This window comes from Alicyclobacillus acidocaldarius subsp. acidocaldarius DSM 446, from assembly GCF_000024285.1.
Classification (GTDB): domain Bacteria; phylum Bacillota; class Bacilli; order Alicyclobacillales; family Alicyclobacillaceae; genus Alicyclobacillus; species Alicyclobacillus acidocaldarius.
This window is the reverse complement of the sequence record NC_013205.1, coordinates 2,685,317-2,705,727: the sequence shown is the minus strand read 5'-3', so window position 1 is coordinate 2,705,727 and position 20,411 is coordinate 2,685,317. Positions and strand designations below refer to the sequence as shown.

The 20,411-nt window shown below is 65.4% G+C and carries 19 protein-coding genes and 1 other RNA gene; 6 read left to right on the top strand and 14 right to left on the bottom strand.

Going from position 1 to position 20,411, the window contains the following annotated elements; translation table 11 throughout:
- Nucleotides 1–28: 28 nt before the first annotated feature.
- Together AACI_RS13025 and AACI_RS13020 are read left to right on the top strand one after the other, a co-directional pair.
- On the top strand, nucleotides 29–640 hold the full coding sequence (locus AACI_RS13025; protein ID WP_008339331.1) for a DUF47 domain-containing protein: 612 nt from the start codon (nucleotides 29–31) through the stop codon (nucleotides 638–640).
- Nucleotides 641–651: 11 nt separating this feature from the next.
- Nucleotides 652–1,635: an inorganic phosphate transporter gene (locus AACI_RS13020; protein ID WP_012811867.1), complete on the top strand. Its 984-nt coding sequence runs from the start codon at nucleotides 652–654 to the stop codon at nucleotides 1,633–1,635.
- 42 nt (nucleotides 1,636–1,677) lie between these two features.
- On the opposite strand, the gene AACI_RS13015 is transcribed toward AACI_RS13020, so the two are convergent.
- Together AACI_RS13015 and AACI_RS13010 are read right to left on the bottom strand one after the other, a co-directional pair.
- On the bottom strand, nucleotides 1,678–2,340 hold the full coding sequence (locus tag AACI_RS13015; RefSeq protein ID WP_012811866.1) for a YcnI family protein: 663 nt from the start codon (nucleotides 2,338–2,340) through the stop codon (nucleotides 1,678–1,680).
- Nucleotides 2,341–2,394: 54 nt separating this feature from the next.
- Nucleotides 2,395–4,035, bottom strand: coding sequence for a copper resistance CopC/CopD family protein (locus AACI_RS13010; protein WP_012811865.1), 1,641 nt, complete (start codon nucleotides 4,033–4,035; stop codon nucleotides 2,395–2,397).
- Nucleotides 4,036–4,238: 203 nt separating this feature from the next.
- Between AACI_RS13010 and AACI_RS13005 the strand changes: the two genes are divergently transcribed.
- Both AACI_RS13005 and AACI_RS13000 read left to right on the top strand, forming a co-directional pair.
- A complete protein-coding gene (locus AACI_RS13005) occupies nucleotides 4,239–4,484 on the top strand; it encodes a hypothetical protein (RefSeq protein ID WP_012811864.1) in 246 nt (81 codons plus the stop codon).
- Nucleotides 4,485–4,834: 350 nt separating this feature from the next.
- Nucleotides 4,835–6,100, top strand: coding sequence for an MFS transporter (locus AACI_RS13000; RefSeq protein ID WP_012811863.1), 1,266 nt, complete (start codon nucleotides 4,835–4,837; stop codon nucleotides 6,098–6,100).
- Nucleotides 6,101–6,104: 4 nt separating this feature from the next.
- On the opposite strand, the gene AACI_RS12995 is transcribed toward AACI_RS13000, so the two are convergent.
- The 3 genes from AACI_RS12995 to AACI_RS12985 all read right to left on the bottom strand — a co-directional run bounded on the left by AACI_RS12995 (nucleotide 6,105) and on the right by AACI_RS12985 (nucleotide 10,968).
- Nucleotides 6,105–7,154: a Gfo/Idh/MocA family protein gene (locus AACI_RS12995; RefSeq protein ID WP_012811862.1), complete on the bottom strand. Its 1,050-nt coding sequence runs from the start codon at nucleotides 7,152–7,154 to the stop codon at nucleotides 6,105–6,107.
- A gap of 11 nt (nucleotides 7,155–7,165) precedes the next feature.
- Nucleotides 7,166–9,565, bottom strand: coding sequence for an EAL domain-containing protein (locus tag AACI_RS12990; RefSeq protein WP_012811861.1), 2,400 nt, complete (start codon nucleotides 9,563–9,565; stop codon nucleotides 7,166–7,168).
- 122 nt (nucleotides 9,566–9,687) lie between these two features.
- Nucleotides 9,688–10,968, bottom strand: a complete 1,281-nt coding sequence (locus AACI_RS12985) for a WD40 repeat domain-containing protein (RefSeq protein ID WP_012811860.1) — start codon at nucleotides 10,966–10,968, stop codon at nucleotides 9,688–9,690.
- Nucleotides 10,969–11,164: 196 nt separating this feature from the next.
- Here AACI_RS12985 and AACI_RS12980 point away from each other — a divergent pair, with 196 nt between their 5' ends.
- Nucleotides 11,165–12,157 (top strand): Gfo/Idh/MocA family protein, encoded by a 993-nt coding sequence (locus AACI_RS12980; protein ID WP_012811859.1) that lies wholly within the window; start codon nucleotides 11,165–11,167, stop codon nucleotides 12,155–12,157.
- A 58-nt stretch (nucleotides 12,158–12,215) separates the two neighbouring features.
- Here the strand turns inward: AACI_RS12980 and AACI_RS12975 are convergent, their stop codons facing one another.
- The 5 genes from AACI_RS12975 to AACI_RS12955 all read right to left on the bottom strand — a co-directional run bounded on the left by AACI_RS12975 (nucleotide 12,216) and on the right by AACI_RS12955 (nucleotide 16,322).
- The gene (locus AACI_RS12975; RefSeq protein WP_012811858.1) at nucleotides 12,216–12,752 is read right to left on the bottom strand and encodes an acyl-CoA thioesterase; all 537 of its coding nucleotides are present in this window, start codon (nucleotides 12,750–12,752) and stop codon (nucleotides 12,216–12,218) included.
- 126 nt (nucleotides 12,753–12,878) lie between these two features.
- Nucleotides 12,879–13,697, bottom strand: a complete 819-nt coding sequence (locus AACI_RS12970; RefSeq protein ID WP_012811857.1) for a metal ABC transporter permease — start codon at nucleotides 13,695–13,697, stop codon at nucleotides 12,879–12,881.
- The gene (locus tag AACI_RS12965) at nucleotides 13,694–14,569 is read right to left on the bottom strand and encodes a metal ABC transporter permease (protein ID WP_012811856.1); all 876 of its coding nucleotides are present in this window, start codon (nucleotides 14,567–14,569) and stop codon (nucleotides 13,694–13,696) included. Before AACI_RS12965 ends, AACI_RS12970 begins: the two co-directional genes overlap by 4 nt.
- Nucleotides 14,566–15,387 (bottom strand): metal ABC transporter ATP-binding protein, encoded by an 822-nt coding sequence (locus AACI_RS12960; protein WP_012811855.1) that lies wholly within the window; start codon nucleotides 15,385–15,387, stop codon nucleotides 14,566–14,568. Before AACI_RS12960 ends, AACI_RS12965 begins: the two co-directional genes overlap by 4 nt.
- The gene (locus AACI_RS12955) at nucleotides 15,384–16,322 is read right to left on the bottom strand and encodes a metal ABC transporter solute-binding protein, Zn/Mn family (RefSeq protein WP_012811854.1); all 939 of its coding nucleotides are present in this window, start codon (nucleotides 16,320–16,322) and stop codon (nucleotides 15,384–15,386) included. The genes AACI_RS12960 and AACI_RS12955 overlap by 4 nt, the downstream gene beginning before the upstream one ends.
- 133 nt (nucleotides 16,323–16,455) lie before the next feature.
- On the opposite strand from AACI_RS12955, the gene AACI_RS12950 reads away from it, so the two are divergent.
- Nucleotides 16,456–16,896, top strand: coding sequence for a Fur family transcriptional regulator (locus AACI_RS12950; protein WP_012811853.1), 441 nt, complete (start codon nucleotides 16,456–16,458; stop codon nucleotides 16,894–16,896).
- A 60-nt stretch (nucleotides 16,897–16,956) separates the two neighbouring features.
- On the opposite strand, the gene ssrS is transcribed toward AACI_RS12950, so the two are convergent.
- The 4 genes from ssrS to AACI_RS12935 form a co-directional block, all read right to left on the bottom strand.
- A non-coding RNA gene (gene ssrS / locus AACI_RS16070) (6S RNA) lies at nucleotides 16,957–17,134 on the bottom strand.
- Between the two features lie 57 nt (nucleotides 17,135–17,191).
- Nucleotides 17,192–18,517, bottom strand: a complete 1,326-nt coding sequence (locus AACI_RS12945) for an ArnT family glycosyltransferase (protein WP_012811852.1) — start codon at nucleotides 18,515–18,517, stop codon at nucleotides 17,192–17,194.
- A 163-nt stretch (nucleotides 18,518–18,680) separates the two neighbouring features.
- Nucleotides 18,681–19,904, bottom strand: a complete 1,224-nt coding sequence (locus AACI_RS12940; protein ID WP_012811851.1) for an MFS transporter — start codon at nucleotides 19,902–19,904, stop codon at nucleotides 18,681–18,683.
- Nucleotides 19,905–19,918: 14 nt separating this feature from the next.
- On the bottom strand, nucleotides 19,919–20,335 hold the full coding sequence (locus AACI_RS12935) for a hypothetical protein (RefSeq protein ID WP_012811850.1): 417 nt from the start codon (nucleotides 20,333–20,335) through the stop codon (nucleotides 19,919–19,921).
- Nucleotides 20,336–20,411: the final 76 nt, after the last annotated feature.

Sequence of the window (20,411 nt, the reverse complement as noted above, 5' to 3'; positions counted from 1 at the left end):
AACGATTCGATTCAATGGGGGATGAGCCGTGTCGAAGCGCAGTGATCAGCTGTTTGCGTTTCTGGTCGAGATCGCGGAGAACATCGCGCAGGCGACCGAGACGTTCCAGCGGGAGCTGGAGCAGGGGGGCGATTTCGGAGCCCTGGCGAGCCGCATGAAGACCTACGAGGACAAGGGCGACGAACTGATTTCCAAACTCATCTCGCTCCTCAACAATACGTACATCACGCCGCTCGAGCGCGAGGATTATGTCATGCTCGCCACGACGCTCGACGACATCATCGACGGCATCCACGCCTGCAGCGTGCGCTTCACGCTGTACGACGTCACGGGTTCAACGCCGACGATGATCGAGTTCGCCAAGGACATCCATCGCAGCGCCAAGGAGATCCAGGAAGCGATTCACAAGCTGAACGAGCGCAAGCTGCTCCAGATTCGCGATCACGTCAAGGAGTTGAACGTCCTGGAGAAACACGGCGATCAGCTCTTGCACGCCGCGCTTCGGTCTCTGTTCGCCGAGAGCAAGGACGCCATCGAACTCATCAAGCTCAAGGAGATCTACGAGATCCTGGAGAGCGTGACGGATCGCTGTGAAGATGTGGCGGACGTGCTCGAGTCCGTGATCCTGAAAAACGCCTGAGGTGCGTCCGCATGCTGGTTGTCATTGTGCTTATCGTGTTGTTGGGACTCGTCTTCGACTTTACCAACGGCTTTCACGACACCGCGAACGCCATCGCGACGAGCGTCTCGACGCGGGCTCTGTCGCCCCGGGCCGCTGTGTTGCTCGCCGGCACCATGAACCTGATTGGCGCCATGACCTTCACCGGCGTGGCCAAGACCATCGGCGGCAAGATCGCCGATCCGCTGAAGATCCCGCACGGGACCATCGTCGTCCTGTGTGCACTCGTGGCCGCTATCTTTTGGAATTTGTTCACATGGTATTTTGGGATTCCCAGTTCCTCGTCCCACGCCCTCATCGGCGGGCTGACGGGGGCCGTGATCGGCGCGGCGGGTTTTCACGCGGTCGATCTCGCCGGATTCACCTCGATCATCGAGGCGCTCATCACGTCGCCCATCTGCGCCTTCGTGCTGGGCTTCGCCATCATGTGGGCGTTTCGCGCCGTGTTCGGGTGGCGGTCTCCGCACAGGGTGAACCGCGTGTTCCGCGTGCTGCAGTGCTTTTCGGCGGCTGCGCAGGCGTTCATGCACGGCACGAACGATTCGCAGAAGACCATGGGCGTCATCACGTTTGCGCTCATCGCCGGAGGGTATCAGCACACGATGCACGTCCCCTTGTGGGTGAAGACGCTCTGCGCCATCGCCATGGGCGTCGGCACGGCTTCGGGCGGCTGGCGGATCATCAAGACCGTCGGGTCGAAGATCATCAAGATCGAGCCCATCAACGGGTTCGCCTCGGATCTGACGAGTTCCATCATCATCTTCGGCTTCACGCTGTTTAAACTGCCCGTGAGCTCGACGCACGTCATCTCGTCGGCCATCATGGGAACGGGCGCGGCGAAGCGCGCGCGAGGCGTGCACTGGAATGTTGCGGGGCGCATCCTCGTCGCGTGGCTGGTGACAATTCCGATGTCCGGGCTCATCGCGGCGGGGCTCACGAAGCTGGCGCTTCTGTGACGCTAGAGGGACAAGCCGGCAAGCGGCTTGTCCTTTTCCACATCAGGGGCGGTTCAGGTCGCGCCGGAGGCTGAAGACGAGGGAGATGACGGCGAGCAGCAGGGAAACCACCGAGGAGGCCAGGACCATGGTGTCGGCCGTTGTCCAGCCCAAGCCGAAGCTGTTCGCCGAGCTGGTGCTCTCTTCGCCAGGCGCTGTCTGCACCGCGTTCGCAGGGGTTTCGCTCGCCGTGCCGGCGGCGACAATCTGCGTGGTCGAGTGGGGCGTCGCGCTCCCCGTCGCGCCGGTCCAGGCCACGATCGACCCGTCCCGGTAGTATTGGAACGCATCCCAGGCGATCACGCCGGGCTGCCGAGGATTCGTTGCGAGGAACGGAAACTGCTCGAACTGTCCAGGTTGAATCCCGTCGCCCGTCGCCTGCCACGTGACCAGCGTCTGCCCGTTCACCTGGTTTTCCGTCACCTTCCAGCCCGGCGCCGGCTCATAGGACACAAACGAGACGCCCTTCGGCACCTTGAGCACGATCTTGACCGTCGGATCGTTCTTTTCGCACGGCACGCGCATCGTGTATTGTTCGAAGCCGCCCGCGGCCGGCGGGGTGGGGTTGTCGGCGATCACGACCACGTGCGCCGACGCCGTCGCCGCGCCGATGGCGAAGGCGGCGGTCAGTCCGGTGAGTGACAGGATCCATCGCGGTGTTCTCATGTGACGTCCCTCCTTGAGCATCATCCCGTGTGCTGCTTGAGCGACTGGCATTTTCTACGTTCCGACGTGAATCGGGAAGTCGACGGTCAGCACCTGAAAGTCGTCGGTCAACACTTGCACCTCTGCGTTCCAAGCGCCTGCACCTGAGAGCGCCAACGATCGCGCGCTGAAGGTGCCTGGCGCCCTGGCGCCGAGTGGGACGGACGCCGCGCTTGGAGTCGCGCTGCCCGATGAGAGCGAGAGCTCGACCTGCTGGATTGCGGAATCGGGGCGGCCTCCCTTGGCGATCTGGACCACGAACAGATTGGAACCTGCTCGGTTGGGCGTGATCGACAGGTGGACGGCATACGGTCCCACTCGCTTGACCGCGTCGACCGGACCGGGGCGGATGTCGGCCGTGGGCAGGTTGGTGAGCAGCGCGGTGGCCACGAAAATGCCGACGCTGAAGATCAGCTCGAGGCTCATCCACGCGCGATAGGTGGCCCGTCTGGGGCGCGCGGTCAGCGCGTGCATCGCGGCGAATCCCAACACGAGAAGGACGAGGCCCAGTTTGGCGAGCAGGGCGACGCCGTATTCCGTGTGATCGAGCGCATACCAGGTCGGAATGTGAAGCAGGGCCGAGTACACACCTGTCAACCACAGGGCGATCACGCATGCCACCGCGATCCAGCCAAAGGACCGAACGGTCTTGCGCAATCTCTCATCGTCCGGGCCCGGGATTCGGTCCGCCTGGAGGACGAGAGCCAGCATCTGCGCGATCCCGCCGATCCACACGCTCGCCGCCGCGCCGTGCACCGCCATCGCGAGGACGGGCAAGATGGGGTGGGGTTCCGCGAAGGCGTGTACCTGCACGGCGAAGGTCACCGGCAGAGCGAACATGGGGATCATGGCTGTTGCAAGCCGTTCCCTGGGCTTGGCCGTCGACAGCGCGGCGAGAACCGCCGGGATGACAGCAATGAGCATCAGTTCGATGACCCACAGGTAACCGAAGACCGTGAAATTGAGCGTCCGCGCGAGATAGCGCGGGGCAAACGCGGTCAGACCGTGAATGCTCCAGGTGATGGCCGCCTCGAGCGGCAGGTTGAACAGGACGCCCACAAACAGGGCCAGCCACCCCGCGAGTGCCCACCGAACGCCGAGCCGATTGTCCGCGATGGGCAGGGATCGCCTTGCCGCGCGCAGTCCCACCCAACCGCCGAGCACCAGCGCCAGGCCGGCGTAGGTCAGGACGCGATCGACCACCATCCAGAAACCGGGCCGATACCCTTGCTCGGACGCGCCGAGTTGCAGGGACTGCACGTTGACGCCGATGCCGAACGGGATGGCGCCCGAGACCATGTGCCCGTCGGCCGAGATCACCTGCCAGTGCACGGTGTAAAGTCCCTTGGGCAGGTGTTTTGGCACGTCCACGTCCACCTCATTGGCATGCAGAGGATTGCGGCGCCCATCGCCGAGATCGACGCGCTGATTGTCGACATTGGTGACGGTCAGGCCGCCGGGGATGAGTTGAACCGTTTCGTCAAATTCCACCTCGATCCGCCCGGGTGAGGACGCGAGCGACTGGCCAGGCGAGGGCGACGAATGAACGACGTACGCGTGAGCAGCGGCGGATGGAGTGTGAACGAACAGGGCCACAGCCAGCGCAGCCAACGACATTGCGACCGAGGCCCATAGGCGGACACGCATTCTCGACATGCCTGCGATATCACCTCCTCAAAAATTGCTCAAAGACGGTTGCACACTTTCAGTATGAGGCGAATGAGGCGCTGCGGAAACGGCGACGCCAAGCGATTGGTGACGGTTACATGAGCATTTCGTGAATGAACGGTGACGCGGTGACGGAGGCCGTGAAACACATTCGGCCGACCGATCGTCTTCATCACAGGAGGTGGATGGCGATGCGCGCAAAGTGGTTCACAGCCGGATGTGTCGCACTCTTTCTGATTTCGGTCATTCTGGTATGGATTTTTGCGGAACAATACGTGCTTGCCGCGTATGCCAGCTCGGGCGTCCCGGGCGGACAGGCCGTCAATCCATGGGGCGTGTGGCTGGCTGCGGCCGTGAGTGTCGGGACGCTGTCGGCGGTCGGAGCCGCCATCATGTTTGTGCGGATGGCGTGGAAGGACTGGCGGATGTGGCGTTGAATCCGAGACGGATGTCTCCTCGGAAAAGAGAGCCCGCGGACGACATGTCCAAGCGGGTTCTTCTTTTTGCACAGAAAAGAATGCAAGATTGACTTCCAAAACGTCATGATATATTGTTTGATCACATTGTCAGACAATATGAGGAGGCGCGTTCCGCATGCAGGAATCCACGCGTTGATCCGGGCGCAAGTGTCCCGTACCTTCGAAGGCAGTGAGGCGGACGCAGCGGAGGGGAGGGAGAAGGCGTAGCGCGCAGGGTATGAAACCGGTTGCAAAAAAAGGACTTGCTGAGCCCTCGTTTGATAGGCAAATGTGTCGACAAAATCCTATGGAAAGGGTGACATCCACGCATGGATCAGGGACCTCAGAAGCCGTTCTGGCGCTATGAGAACGGCGTCGTTCTCATGATGTTCTTCACGTTCGGCTTCGTCTTCATGGAGCGCCTGAGCGTGGTGTATCTGTTTCCCTACTTGGCGCCGGACCTCAAGCTGAACAACGCTCAACTCGGCATGATCGTGTCGGTTCTCGCGATTTGCTGGGCGCTCTCCGGGTTCTTCTTCGGCACGATTTCAGACTTTTTGGGATCGCGCAAGAACGTGCTCGTTCCCATCACCCTGGCCTTTTCGCTGCTGTCCTTCCTCACGGGTCTCGCGAAGAATTTCGGCCAAATGCTCGGCATTCGCGCCCTGATGGGTGTGTCGGAAGGCCCGGTTCTGCCCATCGCGCAGGCCGCCGTGATGGCCGACTCGACGGAGGCGAGGCGCGGCTTCAACATGGGCTTTGTCCAGAGCGCGCTCGGCCTCATCGGCTCGACGTTCGGCCCGCTCATTCTCACGTGGGCGGCCACGAAGTACTCCTGGCACGCCGGCTTTTACGTCGCGGGTATCCCGGGACTCATCATGTTCTTCGTGCTTCTCTTCTTCATGAAAGAGCCCAACAAGCGCATGTCGAAAGAGGAGCTTGCGAAGAGCGAACACCGCTTGCGCAAAGAGGACTTCCCGGTGGTGTTCCGGACGTGGAACATCTGGTTCACCCTGCTCATCGCGGTCCTCATGATGACCTGGCTGTTCGCCTTCACGTCGTTCGCGCCGACGTTCCTCGTCGAGTACGATCACTACACGGGCGAGCAGATGGGCGTCATCTCTGCAGCGATGGGCCTGGGGACGTTCTTCTGGGGCTTCATGGGCCCGTACATTTCTGACAAGTGGGGGCGCCGGCCGACGCTGGTGCTGTTCTCCTTCATCGCCGTGCTTTCGCCGCTCGTGCTCATCTTCGTGCACGGCTCGGTCGCGCTCATGTGCGTGCTTGGCTTTCTCACCTGTGCCGGGCAGGCGTGTTTCCCGCTGTTCATGGTGGTCATCCCGGGCGAGTCGCTGTCGCCGAAATACGTGGGCACCGCGGTGGGGCTGGTTCAGATGGTCGGCGAGCTCATCGGCGGCGCGGTGATGCCCACCGTCGCAGGCGTGGCCGCGGATCACTTCGGGCTGCCGGCACCCATGTGGATTGCGGCGGCGGGCGCCTTTGTAAGCGGCATCATGGCGTTCTTCATGCGTGAGACCGCTCCCATCCGCCTGCGCCGCCGCGGCCAGGTGGCGAGCGAACCGGTTCAACTTTGAGGCATCAGGGGTGCGGCGCAACTGGGCTGCCGTCGGCGACATGGACGGCGGCTCGGATGGCCGCGCTTTCGATGGCGGCGTACATCATCCGGGCGCTCTCCACGTTGTCCGACGACTCGGTCTCCGCAGGTTGTCCGGTTCTCAGCGCCGCGAGCATCTCTCGCAGGCATGCCGCATGGCCTACCTCTGGCATCGGTTCCACGTCGATGAGCACGCGCCTGTACGGCCGCAGGAACCCTTCCGCCCCTTCCACCACCACTTCCGCTTCGGGCTTTGCCGATCCGTCCCATGCGATGGTCCCTCGGCTTCCTACGATGCGCCACGTCGACTCCCACGATGTCCGAAATCCTTCCGCGGACCAGCTGCCGCGGTAGCTGAACACGGCACCGCCTTCCATCTCGAAGGCGCAGATGGCGCTCGCGCACCCGTCGTACCAGGAACTCGCCGGGTTGAACGCCATACACAGGGCCGTCTCGGCCTTGGCGCCGCCGAGCAGGAACCGAGCCTGGTCGAACGTGTGAATGGCCATGTCCAAGAGCAGTGGATGCTCCATGCGTTCCCGGAAACCGCCGAAGTGGGCGCCGATGAAGAAATCCGCGTGGATCTGCTCCACGCGGCCGATGAGCCCGCCTTCGATGGCCCGCCGGATCGCGCGAAGGTGCGGCTCATAGCGCCGATTCTGCATCACGATGTAGCGCCTACCGGATCGCGCCACGGCGTCGAGAATGGCTTCCGCATCCGCGCGGGTCGGGGCAAACGGCTTTTCCGCGATCACGTCGCACCCGCGCTCAAGCGCGGCGGTCACAATGGCGCGCCGGGCCTCGGGGATGGCCGTGTCCACCACGAGGTTGGGGCGGGCTTCGTCGAGCAGGGCCTCGACGGATGCGAAGATGGCCGCCTCCAGTCCGTATCTTGCCGCCATGTCCCGCGCCCGGTCGAGATCCACGTCCGCCAGCGCCTCGATGTGCACGTCCGGCTCCCGTTTCAGAAGGTCCACCCAGGTATTCGCCATCTGGCCGCAGCCGACGATCGCGACCCGAAACCGCCTCTCCATCGTCTCACCTCTTATCCTGCCGTGATCGAGAGCGCTTCGAGATCGGATGGGGGGACGGGGCGGGCGAAGTAGAATCCCTGCGCCTCGTCGCATCCGAGGGCCTCGATGACGGACAACTGTTCCTTCGTCTCCACGCCTTCCGCGACGCACCGCATGCCAAGATTGTGTGCGATGTCCACGATGCTCGCCACCAGGGCGCGCGCACGGCCCCCGTCCACCGCGCGCTGCGTGAAGGCGCGATCGATCTTGACGACATTCAGCGGCAGGTGCGTCAGGCGACTCAGCGAGCTATAGCCGGTGCCGAAGTCGTCGAGCGACACCTCGATGCCGAGCGCCTGGCATCCGGCGAGAAACCGTTCGGCGCGCTCGGCGTCCATCATGGCGCTCTCCGTCACTTCAATTTCGAGGTAATGCGCGGGCAGGCCGGTCTCGTCGAGGACTTCGCGCACCACGTCGAGGAAGCCGTCGGTGAGCACCTGATACGGCGACAGGTTGACCGCCACGCTCAACGGACGGCCGGCGTCGAGCCACGCCTTCGCTTGGCGGCATGCGGCCCGCAGGCACCACTCCCCGATGGGCGCAATGAGGCCCGTCTCCTCGGCGATGGGGATGAACTCGCACGGCGGCACGTATTCGCCAGTCGCTCGGCGCCAGCGAAGCAAGGCCTCCACGCCGACGACGGCCTTTTGGCGCATGTCGATCTTCGGCTGGTAATGAATCTCGAAGTCGCCGCGCTGGGCCGCGGTGCGGAGTTCCTGTTCGAGTTCCAGCCGGCTCTTCGCGTTTGCCGCCGTGCGCTCTTCAAACAGGCGGTACGTGCTGCGCCCCTCGGCCTTCGCCGTGTACATGGCGAGATCGGCGTGGCGGAGCAACATGTCGCGCGTGACGCCGTGCCGCGGGAAGCTCGCGATGCCGACGCTCGCCGTCATGTACAGCGGGCGATCCTCCACGCGCACGGGTTTGCGCAGGCGGTTCAGGATGGCGTCCGCGACGGCGACGGCGCGCTCCATCGGCTGGCGGAAGAGCGTGATGGTGAATTCGTCGCCGCCCATCCTGGCCACGAGCGCATCCTCGCCGGCCACCTCCTTCAGGATGCGGGCAATCTCCTGGAGCAGCTTGTCTCCGAACTCGTGTCCTAGCGTGTCATTGACCGATTTGAACCGGTCGAGATCGACAAACAGAATCTGCATCTCGTCGCCAGGGCGGGCGTCGCGGATAAAGTCGTCCACGCGCGCTTCGAAGTGGCGCCTGTTGGCGAGCTGCGTCAGCGTGTCGTGAAAGGCAAGATAGTTCATGCGCTCGGCCGCCACCTTCTCCGCCGTGACGTCGCGCGCCACCAGAAACACGCCCTCGATCTCGTCGTCGAGCACGATGGGGATGTGCGTGGCGCTCATGTGCAGCGCCCTATCTCCCGCCCGGAGCAGGAACTCGCCGTTCGTGGTGCTGCCGCCAAGCGCCCGCCGGTAGTCCTTGAACACCCGCGGCCGATCCCGCCGGTCGATCATGCGCGCGAACGCCCGGGCCGATTTCCGCAGTTCGTGCTCAGGCACGAGTTCCTTCGCGCGGGGATTTTGGTCGACGATGGCGCCGCGCGTGTCGAGCGTGAAGATGGCGTCCGAATGGTGCGTGTAGAGCGAGCGAAATCGCTCGTCCGCGAGCCGGAGGCGGCGCCGGTCCGCCTGCAGCCGCCGGTCGAGCATCACGGTCGCGATGGCGGCGAGCAGGATGAACGCGCTGAACACGGCGACGACCAGCGCGAGCGGTCCGCTGTACGCCATGGGCGCCGCTCGCCGATGGGCAGGCAGGACGAAGACGGTGGCCCACATGCCGGTGTAATGCATGCCCGCGATGGCGATGCCCATCACGAGCGCGCACGCCACCTTTGCCGCCTGCGCGAGCCAGCCTCGCGCCGTGGCCAGCCGGAACGAGAGCCACAGCGCCACATACGAGGCGACGATGGCGATCACGACCGACAGCACAAACGGCCCGGCGCGGTAGTAAAAGCCGCCGCCTTCCACCGTCATGGCGGCCATGCCCGTGTAATGCATGAACACGATGCCCGCGCCCATGAGCAGGGCCCCGTACGCGAGTTTCACCGGAGACGCGGATCTCGCCACCACGTACAGCGCCGCCCCGGGGCCCGCCATGGCGAAGACCAGGGAGAGCGCGACGACGGCCCAGTTGTAGGTCATCTGGGCAGGGAGCATCAGGGCGAGCATCGCCACAAAGTGCATGGACCAGATGCCGATGCCCATCGCCACGCCGCCCAGCACGACCCAGACGAGCTGGCGATTCGCCCGCGTCTCCAGGACGCGGCGGCCGAGATCGAGCGAGGCGTACGCGGCGAGCGATGCGACGACGTAGGAGAGGATCACGAGCATCGGAATATACGTCTGAGCAACCGGGTGCAAGATTCGTCATCATCCTTTGCGCTCGATTGAAGCGATGCCGCATGAATTCGCCATCCTTCGCACGAAATCCTCTGCCACGGAGACCTGCGTTGCCCAGGGCTCTGGCGAGGTCACTCGCCTGCTCACGCGCGGACGAAGCGCTGCGGCGCGAAGGTGAAGCTCACACCCACCTCTCCGGCGAATGGCGAGGACTTGCCGCCAATCGGCACCCAGCTGCCCCCGGGGGTGAGCTCCCAAAGTCCGCCGAGATCGCCGCCGTTCGTCACGAGCGTGCCGGCGGGCGACCACGCGAATTTCGGTGGAGTGGCGTTTCGATCCGTCGCGTGAGTCTTGGTCCACACAGGCGTCCAGCGTCCGCCGACGAGCTCAAAGATTTGGCACCTGGAGGCGTCGCTCACGGTCAGCACGCCCTGGGGCGACCAGCCGAACTGGTAGATCTTATCCGCCCCGATGGCCGGGCCTGCGCCCTGCACCTGCTGCCACCTGCCGGCGGAGAACTGCCACAGGCCGTTTTGCGATCCGGCCTTGCCGCTCACCGTGAGCACGCCCTGGGGCGACCAGGCGAACTGGCCCACGTCGGTGACGGGGCACGGCACGCCGCCCGGCTGGACAAAGCGCCCCCTCTCGTCGATCCACACCCCGTGCGCGCTCGTGCCGACGGCGAGATCGCCGTTCGGGGCAAAGCCGACCGTCAGCGAGTCGGCGGCAAACGGGGCGTGATCGCTCGTCATGGCGACAAAGCGGCCGTTCTCAAACTGCCAGACGGTGGTCGCCCCGTTCTGCGGCACCGACACGACCGTGAGCACGCCCTTCGGCGACCAGGCAAGCGAGGCGATGTAGCCGAGCTCCGCGCTTCCGGGAAGCTGCTGCCACCCGCTCGCCGTCTGTTTCCAAATGCCAGGCAGGGTGCCGTCGTCCGGCACCACGTACAGCGCGCCGTCCGGCCCGAACGTGTGCAGCTGAACGTCCGTGTCGTTGCGGATGGACACCAGGTGCCAGCCCTTGCGATACGTCCAAAGCATGTTGGCGGAGGACATGCCGGGCGTGGACGCGTCGGGCGATCCGCTCGTCACCGCGGCCACCTCTCCCGTCGGCGACACGTCCACCGACTCGAAGAGGGTCGACGGCGCGCTCAGAATAGACGAGGCAGGGAAATAGATCCACTTCCCTCCCGTGTATTCGGCCACCTCCGTCGATCCGCAGGCCACGAGCGCGCCAGGGGACGCGCCTTCGGGAAGATGGTCGTCTTGCGATGTCGAATGGGGCGGCGTGGGCGTGGCGGGCGCCGTCCCGCACCCCGCGAGCGCCGACGAGATCGCCAGCGCAGCGAGGGCCGTTCGAAGGCCAGGATGCACGAAGATCACCTCGTACCCATTATGCTCGTGCGCGAAACCGCGCCGCAAACGCCGGCTCCCTCAAGCCTCGAGCCGCCGCGAGATATTCGAAAAAGATCCGATCTCGCCGCTCGCTTTCGACAGGAGAGATCCAATCTCGCCCGCCTCGTTCGACAAAGGAGATCGGATCACGCCGACACGCATCGCGCCGTATGGCAGAATGGAAAGAAGGGCAAGCGTCATTCAGGGACGAAGGGGTGTTCAGATGAGCAAGGTTCGCTGGGGCATTCTCGGATGCGCGGATATCGCCGTCCGCAAGCTGATCCCTGGGATTCTGTCGTCCGAGACGGGGGAGCTTTACGCCATCGCCAGCCGCGATGGCGCCAAAGCCGAGGACGTGGCGCGCCGGTTTGGGGCGCCGCGCGCGTACGGGAGCTATGAGGAGCTCCTTCAGGATCCCGACGTCGACGCGGTGTACATCCCACTGCCGAATCACCTGCACAAGCCGTGGACCATCCAGGCGGCCGAGGCGGGGAAGCATGTGTTGTGCGAGAAACCCATCGCGCTCGACGCCCGCGAGGCGCAGGCGATGGTGGACGCCTGCAGGGCGCACGGCGTGCACCTCGCGGAGGCGTTCATGTACCGCCACCATCCGCGCTACAACAGGGTGCTCGAACTCGTCCAGTCCGGCGCCATCGGGCCCGTGCGCGGGATTCGCGGCTCGTTCACGTTCAACAACGCCGCCGACCGCGGCAATATCCGCTACCGCCGCGACTGGGGAGGCGGATCGCTCTACGACGTCGGCTGCTATCCCATTTCCGCCGCCAGGCTCATCCTTGGTGACGAGCCCGTCGCGGCCACGGCGCACGCGTTTTTCTCGCCCGATCACGACGGCGTCGACATGTACCTCGCGGGCCTCGTCGAGTTCGCGGGCGGCGTCTCGCTCACCTTCGACTGCGGCATGTGGGCGGCGGAACGGAACGAGATCGAGGTGGTCGGCGCAAACGGACGCCTCATCCTGGAGCGCGCCTTCCTCGGCGAGCCCGTGACCCTGCGCGTCCTTTCGCCCGAGGGCGAGCGTGTGGAGACGTTCGATCCGCTCGACCCCTACGCCCTCGAGGTGGACGATCTCGGCCGCGCCATCCTGGAAGGCAAGCCGCTTCGGTTCCCGCCCGAGGACGCGGTGGCCAACATGCGCGTGCTGGACGCGTGCCTTCTGTCGGCGCGCACGGGGCGGCGCGTCGCCATCGAGCGGTGACGTCGCGGGCACCTCAACAGCTCCGCACAAAAAAGCCGCCCCGCGCGGGCGGCTTCCCTCACACCATTTCCCACAGCCGATCCGGCTTCAGATGCGCGGCCAACAGCCTGCTCTGCTCCCGGTGCTTCCGGCGAGCCTCGGCGCGCGCCGGCGCGCTCTCGTGCAGCGCCTTCTCCTCCTGCGTCTCCGGGATGACGGGCGGCACCGGAATGGGCTTTCCGTCCGGACCCAGCGCGACGAACGTCAGAAACGCCGTCGCCGCGATTTTGCGCTCGCCTGTCCTCAGGTGCTCGATCACGACCTTGACGAACACTTCCATCGACGTGCGGCCTGTCGAGGTCACGTACGAGGTGAGGCATACCGAGTGCCCTTCGGTGATGGGCAACAGGAAATCGACGCTGTCGGTGGAGGCCGTCACCGTCTGCGCGCGGGCGTGCCGCTCCGCGGAGATGGAGGCCACGTCGTCGATGTAGGCCATCAGTTTGCCGCCGAACATCGTGTGGTGATCGTTGAGATCGCCCGGGAAGACGCGCAGGATTTTCGTGGCACGCGACTCCTTGCACGTCTTCGGGCGAAGCCGCTCTTGTTCGTCCATCCTCTTCACCCCTCGTCGAGAACGAACCATGATGACGAGACCGATCCTAACAGACGGATCGCGCGAGTGGCAAATCGTGTAAGCGCTCTCGGGCCCGAAGGAACAGCGGATGTCGAAAAACGGCCATCACCGCCTCAGGCGGCGGCCGAAGCCCCGTGTCGCGGCGCGGGCCGAGGCGTAAGCGAGTACCGATAGGCACGCGACGAAGAATCCGACCGGCCAACCGAGGGCGAACGACAGGAGCAGCGAGAGCCACGTGACGCCGAGCGACAGGACGATGCTTAGGACAATTGCTTGCCAGGGCCGGCGGGCGAGATGCCGCGCGGCGAGCGCCGGGCCGACGAGCAGGCTGAACGAGAGGAGCGCTCCCACCACAGGCATCATGGCGCTCGTCACAAGACCGAGGCTCACAAGCAGCGCCCAGTCCGCCACTCGGTTGGACGCGCCGCGGACGGCCGCAGCCTCCCGCGCGACGGTGGTGAACAGAAGCCTGCGGTGAAATGCCGCCACGAGCAAGACGCCAGCGGCCGACACGCACGCCGTCTCCATGACGCCGGACGAACTCACGCCGAGCACCTGGCCGAACAAAAGCGACATCGCATCCTCGGCGTACAGGTTGCCCAGGCTGAGAAACAGGGCGCCTGTGCCGAGGCCCAAGGCGAGGACGAGCGCCGTCGCCACATCGCGCCGGTCCCGTTCCGCCAGCGCACCGATGCCGAGCGCGGCGACGGCCGAGTAGAGGCTCACGCCCACGAGCGAGTTCACGCCGAGGAGCAGGGCGCCGCTCGCGCCGGCAAACCCGACTTTCGGGAGCGCGTGCGCCGCGAACGCCGTGCCCCGAAGCACGACGTAGAAGCCAATCCACCCCGCTGCGACGGCCACGAAGCTCGCTGCCAAGAATGCGTGGCGGGCGAAAGGAAAGGCGAGGATCATAAACGGGCTCATCGAAGCTCGACCTCCGCTCTGCGCTGAAACGGCACCCGATGCGCCGCCGCCGAGGCGGCGTACGCCAAGAAGGTGAGCGCGGCCACAAAGAAGCTCACCGGCCAGCTCGTGTGCTGCGGCAGCCAATTGTAGCTGCTGTACGACAAAAGCACGCTCGCGGCCACAATCAGTGCGCCGAGCAAGCCGCCCGCGAGACCAGCCCGAAGTGGGCTCGCCGTGAACCGCGCGGCCGTCGCGGCGGGCCCGACGACGAGCGCCGTGGCGAGGAGCGATCCGGCTACGAGCGCGTCCGTCTCCACCGCCACCGCCAGCACCACCATGAATGCGATGGACATCGCCCGCACGGGCACGCCGCGTACGCGCGCGAGATCTGGGTTGACGGAGGCGAGGGCGAGCGGGCGCCAGATGAGAAGCATGGCCGCCACGCAGGCGGCCGCCGCCAACGAGATCCACGGCACGAGGGCGGGATCGAGCGTGAACAGGGAGCCGAAGAGCACCGCCATCGACGCGTTGGCGTGCGCGAGCTGCGCGTCGAGGTACAGGAACAGGGCGCCGAAGCCAAGCGCGAGGGACAGCACCACGCCGGTGGCGAGATCGCGCTCGCCGCGCGTCCGGCCGCCGGCGAGTTCCATGCCGACGGACGCCACGATGCCAAACGACAGAAACCCAAACCAGCCGTTCATGCCGACGAGGTACGCCCCAGCGCCGCCGGTGGTGCCGACGTCCGTCAACACGTGGCCCGCGAACGACTGGCCGCGCAGAATCACGAACGCGCCCACGAGGCCGGAGAGAAACGCGATTTCGCTCCCGGCCAAAAGCGCGTGCTCGACAGGCGCACTCGCGAGCGCTTCTCCGATCCACCCGAGCGTCATGGCAGCATCACGCTCGCTTCCGGGCTTGCCGCCGACACCGCGTGCGCGTGCCCGTCCATCGTGCCCGCTGCCACGATGATGCGGCCTCCTGCGCGCAGCACCTCCACCGGATATCCGTACAGGTTTGAAAGCACCTCGGGGCGCAGCACATCGTCCAAGGCGCCCATTGCCATGCGCCCGTTCGCCAGATAGAGGATTTCGTCAGCGCGGTCGATGAGCGGATTCACGTCGTGCGCCACAAGCAACACGGCCATCTGGCCCTCGTGCGCGAGCCGCTTCACGAGATCCACCACCTGGTGCGTGGAGGCGAGATCGAGGTTGTTGAGCGGCTCGTCGAGCAATAGAACGCGCGGCTTCGAGACGATGGCCTGCGCGATGAGCAGCCGCTGGCGCTCGCCGCCCGACAGCCGCCCGATGCGCCTGTCCGCCAGGTGGAGCGCGTTCACTTCGGCGAGTGCCGCTTCAATCGCGTCGCGCCGCCGCCTGGTCGGGAGCGGAAAGCCGAGGCGGTGGCCATCGAGACCCAGTCCGACGAGATCGCGCCCCGTGAGCGGCACGTCCTCGTCCAACTGCACCGCCTGTGGCACGTAGCCGATGGCCGCGTTGCGCCGCTTGACGGGCTTCCCGTCGATCTCGACCGAGCCCTCGATGGGGCGGATGAGGCCCGCGAGCGCCTTGAGCAGCGTCGACTTGCCTGCGCCATTCGGCCCGAGCACGCCGACCAATTGGCCGGCTTGGATCTCGCCGCTCAGATGCGCGAACACGGGCTGGGAACCGTAGGACACGGTGAGATCGCGAAATGCGATGGCGGGATTCACGAGATCGCCTCCAGTGAAGTGCCGTGCGCGAGGGCGTTGTAGATGCCGTTCGTCTCCTCGAGCATCCACCGCTGATACGTCAGTCCAGCGGGCTCCGTCTCGTACACGGCGACCGTCGGAATGTGTTCGCGTCGGGCTAGGCTGAGAAACATCTTGGTGACGTTCGTCACCACCTGCTTGTTGTAGCAGAACACGCCCACCTCGTGGCGCGTGAACAGCTGCGTCTGCAGCGCCACGTCCTGCGGAGACGGGTCCGTGCCGTTCATGATGGCCGCCTGAAACGCCCAGGGCGTCTTGATGTCGAGTCCCGCCTCTTGCAGCAGATAGTCAGACACGGGTTCCGTGACGGCCGCGCCACGGCCGTGGAAGGCCGCCTTCAGGCGCGCCACCGCCTCGTCCCACGGCTTGAGCGACTGAATGAACGCATGCGCGCGCGCCTGGAAGTAGGCTGCATGGGTGGGATCCAGTTTACCCAGATCCGCCGCGACCATCTTCGCCAGGCGAGGCATGGTATTCAACTGATACCAGATGTGCGGGTTCGCGGTGTTCGCCTGATATTCCAGCGCCTGTCCCGCGTCGATCACGACGCGGTTGGGATTGGGCGAAGCCTGCTCGAGCTTGTTCATAAACTCGTCGTAGCCGAGCCCGTTTTGGACAATCAGATTGGCCTCGGCCACCGCGATGGCGTCTTTCGGATTGGCTTCGTATTCATGCGGGTCCACCGCGGGGTTGGACATGATGGCCGTCACCGACACGTACGGGCCGCCGATCTGCCGGATGAGGTCCGCGTATTCGCTCTCGGCCCCGACGGCGCGGATTTTCGCCTGCGCTGCCGCCGCGCTTCCATTCGATGCGGGCTTCGCGATGCCGCAGCCCGTCAAGACGAGCGCGGCGGCCATCGCGGCAATGGCTGTGTTCCACCATGGGCGCTTCATGGTCTCTCTCCACCCTCTCAAATCAGAACGATTCCGATTTGGGTTGCCGAGAGGAGTATAGCAGGTTGCGCTCGGTTTGTAAATCGGATTGATTTCGATTTATGATAGGGGCGAAAGAAGGGAGTTGCATCCGGTGCACGAGACCACGGCCTCGATTCTTCAGGCGCTGAAAGAGGCAGGCTATAAATTCACGGGCAAGCGGCGAGCGGTGGTGGACCTCTTCGTCGAAAACCGGGATCGGTATTTTTCCGCGAAGGAGGTGTACGATCACGTCAGCCAGATTTACCCTTCCGTCAGTTTCGACACCATTTATCGCACGCTGGGGATTCTCGTGGAGCAGAACGTGATCGAGCCCATGGAGTTCGCGGACGACAGGGCGCGTTACCGCCTCCAGTGCGCGCGGGGGCATCACCACCATCTCGTGTGCCTGCGCTGTGGGGCATCCATCCCCATCGAGGAGTGCCCCATCGACCGGATTCGGCAACAGGTGCCGAACTTTCACATCCGCGATCACCGCCTCGAGATTTACGGCTACTGCGATCGCTGCGCGGACGCGGGCGGCCAGGGCTCGTGAGGCGCCCAACATGAAAAAGCCGCCCGCCGAGCGATGTCCGCGTCGACAAGCGGCTTGGTATGTAACCCCGTTCTGCCGTGGGACAATCGGTTTTGCATCCCCATCTCCAAGGTGGGTATCCTACCGCCGGTTTCAACCGTCCACAACGCCGAGGCATGGCATCCGCAGACGGACACGGATTCCCGTAGGTCTTGCGTGGATGAAAACCAAAACTGCCCCACGAACATCACAGGAGCTTGTTGCTGTAGTATAGCACGCTCTGCGGCGAATGCCAAGCGTTTGGGTCCGTCCAAGTTCATCCTGCGTTTGACCCGCGCGCGAAACGCCGCACGAAGCGTAAGCGTCGAACGGCCCTCGTCATCTGCACGATGCCGTATCCGGCAAAGAGCGCCAACAAAGGCTCGATGGGCGCGCGCATGCGGTCCCATGCGGGAAAGACGAAAAAGAGCGCCACGTAATAAGCCACGATGAGAAGCGGCCAGAAGGCCCGCGCGTCGCGCCGCATGCGTGCGCTGCGCACCGCCATGGCGATCCCGCCGCAGGCGGAGGCGAGCATGCCCAAATACGTGCCGAGATCGACCGCGTGCACGGCGCGGGCGAACCAGCGGGGGACGGGAGGTGAGCTCTGACCGATGGACCAGTACAGGGCGTTCGAAACCCCGTCAAACAGGTGCCACCATTTCACAAAGCCCATCTCCAGCGTGTGCAGAGGATGGGTGAAGATGTACGCGCGCGCGGCCCGCGCGGCTGCGTGATCTTCCGTCACTTCGTTCGAAACGTAAGATAAAAAGGGGTTTTGATGCGGATTGAGCGGCCAGAAATAGGCGCCGTTCGCGTGGGGGTTGTTGCCCTGCCAGAGATTGACGCCTCCGTTCGTCGAGACGAGCACGAAGGCGTGAAGATCGATGGCGTTGCGCACGGTGATGGGGGCCACGGCGAGGAGGACGCCGGACAACATGGCGGCCGCAAGCGCAGAGGCGCGGCGCCATCCGACGCGCGCGACGATGAGGTACGCGAACCACGGCGCGGGCGCGAGCATCAGGACGGGGCGCACGGCGCAGGCGAGCCCGACGACGCATCCGAGGGCAAACGCGCGGCCGAGCCGGATGTCCCGACCTCGCCGAGCGGCGCCGAAAAGCGCGGCCAAGGTCAAAAGAAACGTGAACAGCATCTCGCTGCAGAGGACGCTCGACCAGGCGATCTGCGACAGGTATCCCGCGAAGAGAAGCCCGGCCACAAGTCCGGCCGACCGCTTCCACAGGACCGTCCCGAGGGTGGTCACGAGTCCCGCTGTCAGGCTGTTCAGCGTGGCGTTGGCCATCGTGCCGCTCCAAAAGCCGCTGCCAAACAGTTGATAGATTCCCGCCAGGAAGAGGGGGTACCCTATCGGGAAATAGGCGGTCGGCTTGCCGGCGTAGGTGTAGCCTTGTCCGGCCGCGAGGGCGAGGGCGTGATCGCGATACCAGGCGAAATCGGACGCGGGGACGGGGTGCACGGCGGTGAGCCAGAGGAGGCGAAGCAGAAGCGCGACGGCCGTGACCGACAGAGCGTCGAGCACCAGGATGACCGCCGAGGGACAGCTGATGGCCGCGGCGCGCGCGTGTGAATGTTCCAACGTCATGAGCCGGCTCCTTTCAGGAAGGCCGTTCTCGGGGCCTTGTTCATCCTCTCCGAATTGTACACCCGCGCGCCATGGGTGAAGATGGTACCCAACCGGGTCCGCGCGAACCGAGACGCGCGTCGGGGGAGACGAAGGAATGTGTCGCGCGGAGATTCGAGAACGGCTAGGTGTGGGCGGCTTGACGCTGTTCTCTCGCCGCTGACTCGCCGTCCTGGGTGCTTCGCCTGAGGAGCGGGGCGATGGCGATGGCCGCCGCGAGGGCGATGGCGGAGAGCACCGCGTAGGGCGTCCGCGCCCCGAACCCCTGGAGCCACGATGCGAGGGGCGGGCCTAGGGTGGGACCAAGGAAGCGGGCGCTGGTGTACAGGGACGACAAGGTTCCGCGCACCTCGTGGGAGAGCGCGGTGGCGAGGCTCGCGTCGATGGCCGTGATGGCCGTGCCGATGCCGTATGCGCCGAGGCTCACGGCTGCGATTTGCCACGCCATGTCCTGAGATGCGCTCGCGGCGCCGAAGGATGCGGCGGTCCAGGCGAGGCCGAGCGCGATGGCCGCGCGAGATGGGGCCTTCCATCGGTCTGAAAACAGGCCGGTGACGAGGCTCGCCAGGCAGAGCATGGCCTGGGGGATGGACAGCAGCAGGCCGTTTTGCCATTCGGGCACGTGGGCGCTATCCGCGAGGGATTCGGACAGGCTGACGAGCCCTCCGAAGAGGCACAACATGCTCACCGCGCCGCTCAGGTAGGTCGCGGTGAGGAGCTTGGCGTGCGCGCGAAACGCGAGGCGCCAGGCTGCGGGAAGGTGGCTGCGGGGGACTGGCGCGCGCCGCTCGGGGACCATCCATGCGATGGTCGCCGAGAGTGTCCCACAGAGCGCGAACACGGCCCAGAACGGCGCGAAGAACGCCCAGGTGGCGAGCAGCGCGCCGAGGATGGGGCTCATGAGCTTGCCCACGGTGTTGCCCACTTCCGTGAATCCCGCTGCTCGCCCGCGGCCGTGCGGATCGGCGAGATCGCTCGCGAGCGGAAGCGCCAGCGGCATGGAGAAGGCTGCTCCGACGCCCTGCACGATGCGCCCCAAGAGCACCCACGCGTAGCTGTGGGCGGCCGAGGCACCGAGGGCCGCGACGCCACCGCCCGCGGCGGCCACGGCGAGCGCCGCGATGGCGAGTCGCCTTCGGCTCATGCGGTCCGAGAGGAAGCCCGCCACTGGCATCAGAACGACGGCAATCACCGAATACGCGGTGATGAGCAGGCTTGCCGCGGTTGGCGTGACGCCGAAGGTCGACTGCATTACGGGGACCACGGGCACCATCATCGAATTGCCGAGGGTCAGGACAAACGGAATCAGGCTGGCCGCCAGGATCCCGAGCCACGCGGGGCGCCTCATCCGCCCGCCTCCCTTCAGTTGGGTTCGGCATCCGATTCTTGCTCGGGCGTCGCCGCCTGACGCTCAGGCCTTCGCACGAGCGCCTGCCGCACGAGCGCTACGGACATGGCGATCACGCCGACGAGATCGAAATACGCGCCTGCGCTGTCGGCGAGCGATCCCGGCGCGGCCCAGTGGGTAAGGCTGCGCCAGAACGCGGGGCTCAGGATGAGGTCCATGGCGAGCAGGACAAACACGCCGTACCCGAGGGCGGACATCCCGGCCCACAGGCAGACGGTCCCGCACACCACCGCGATGGGTTCGAGCCGGAGCACGCCCGTCCGCGGCATGACCGCGCAGGCGAGCCCGAGCGCGAACGCGATTCCGCCGAGCAGCTTGGCGCGACGAGGGAATCGGTCTTCCCGACGGATCCACTGCCAGAACGCCTGCATGGGCTTGCGCCTCCCTAGGGAGATGTCTCTCTCCACAAGGTTGGCTCAATTCCACATTTTCATGCCGGACTGGTAC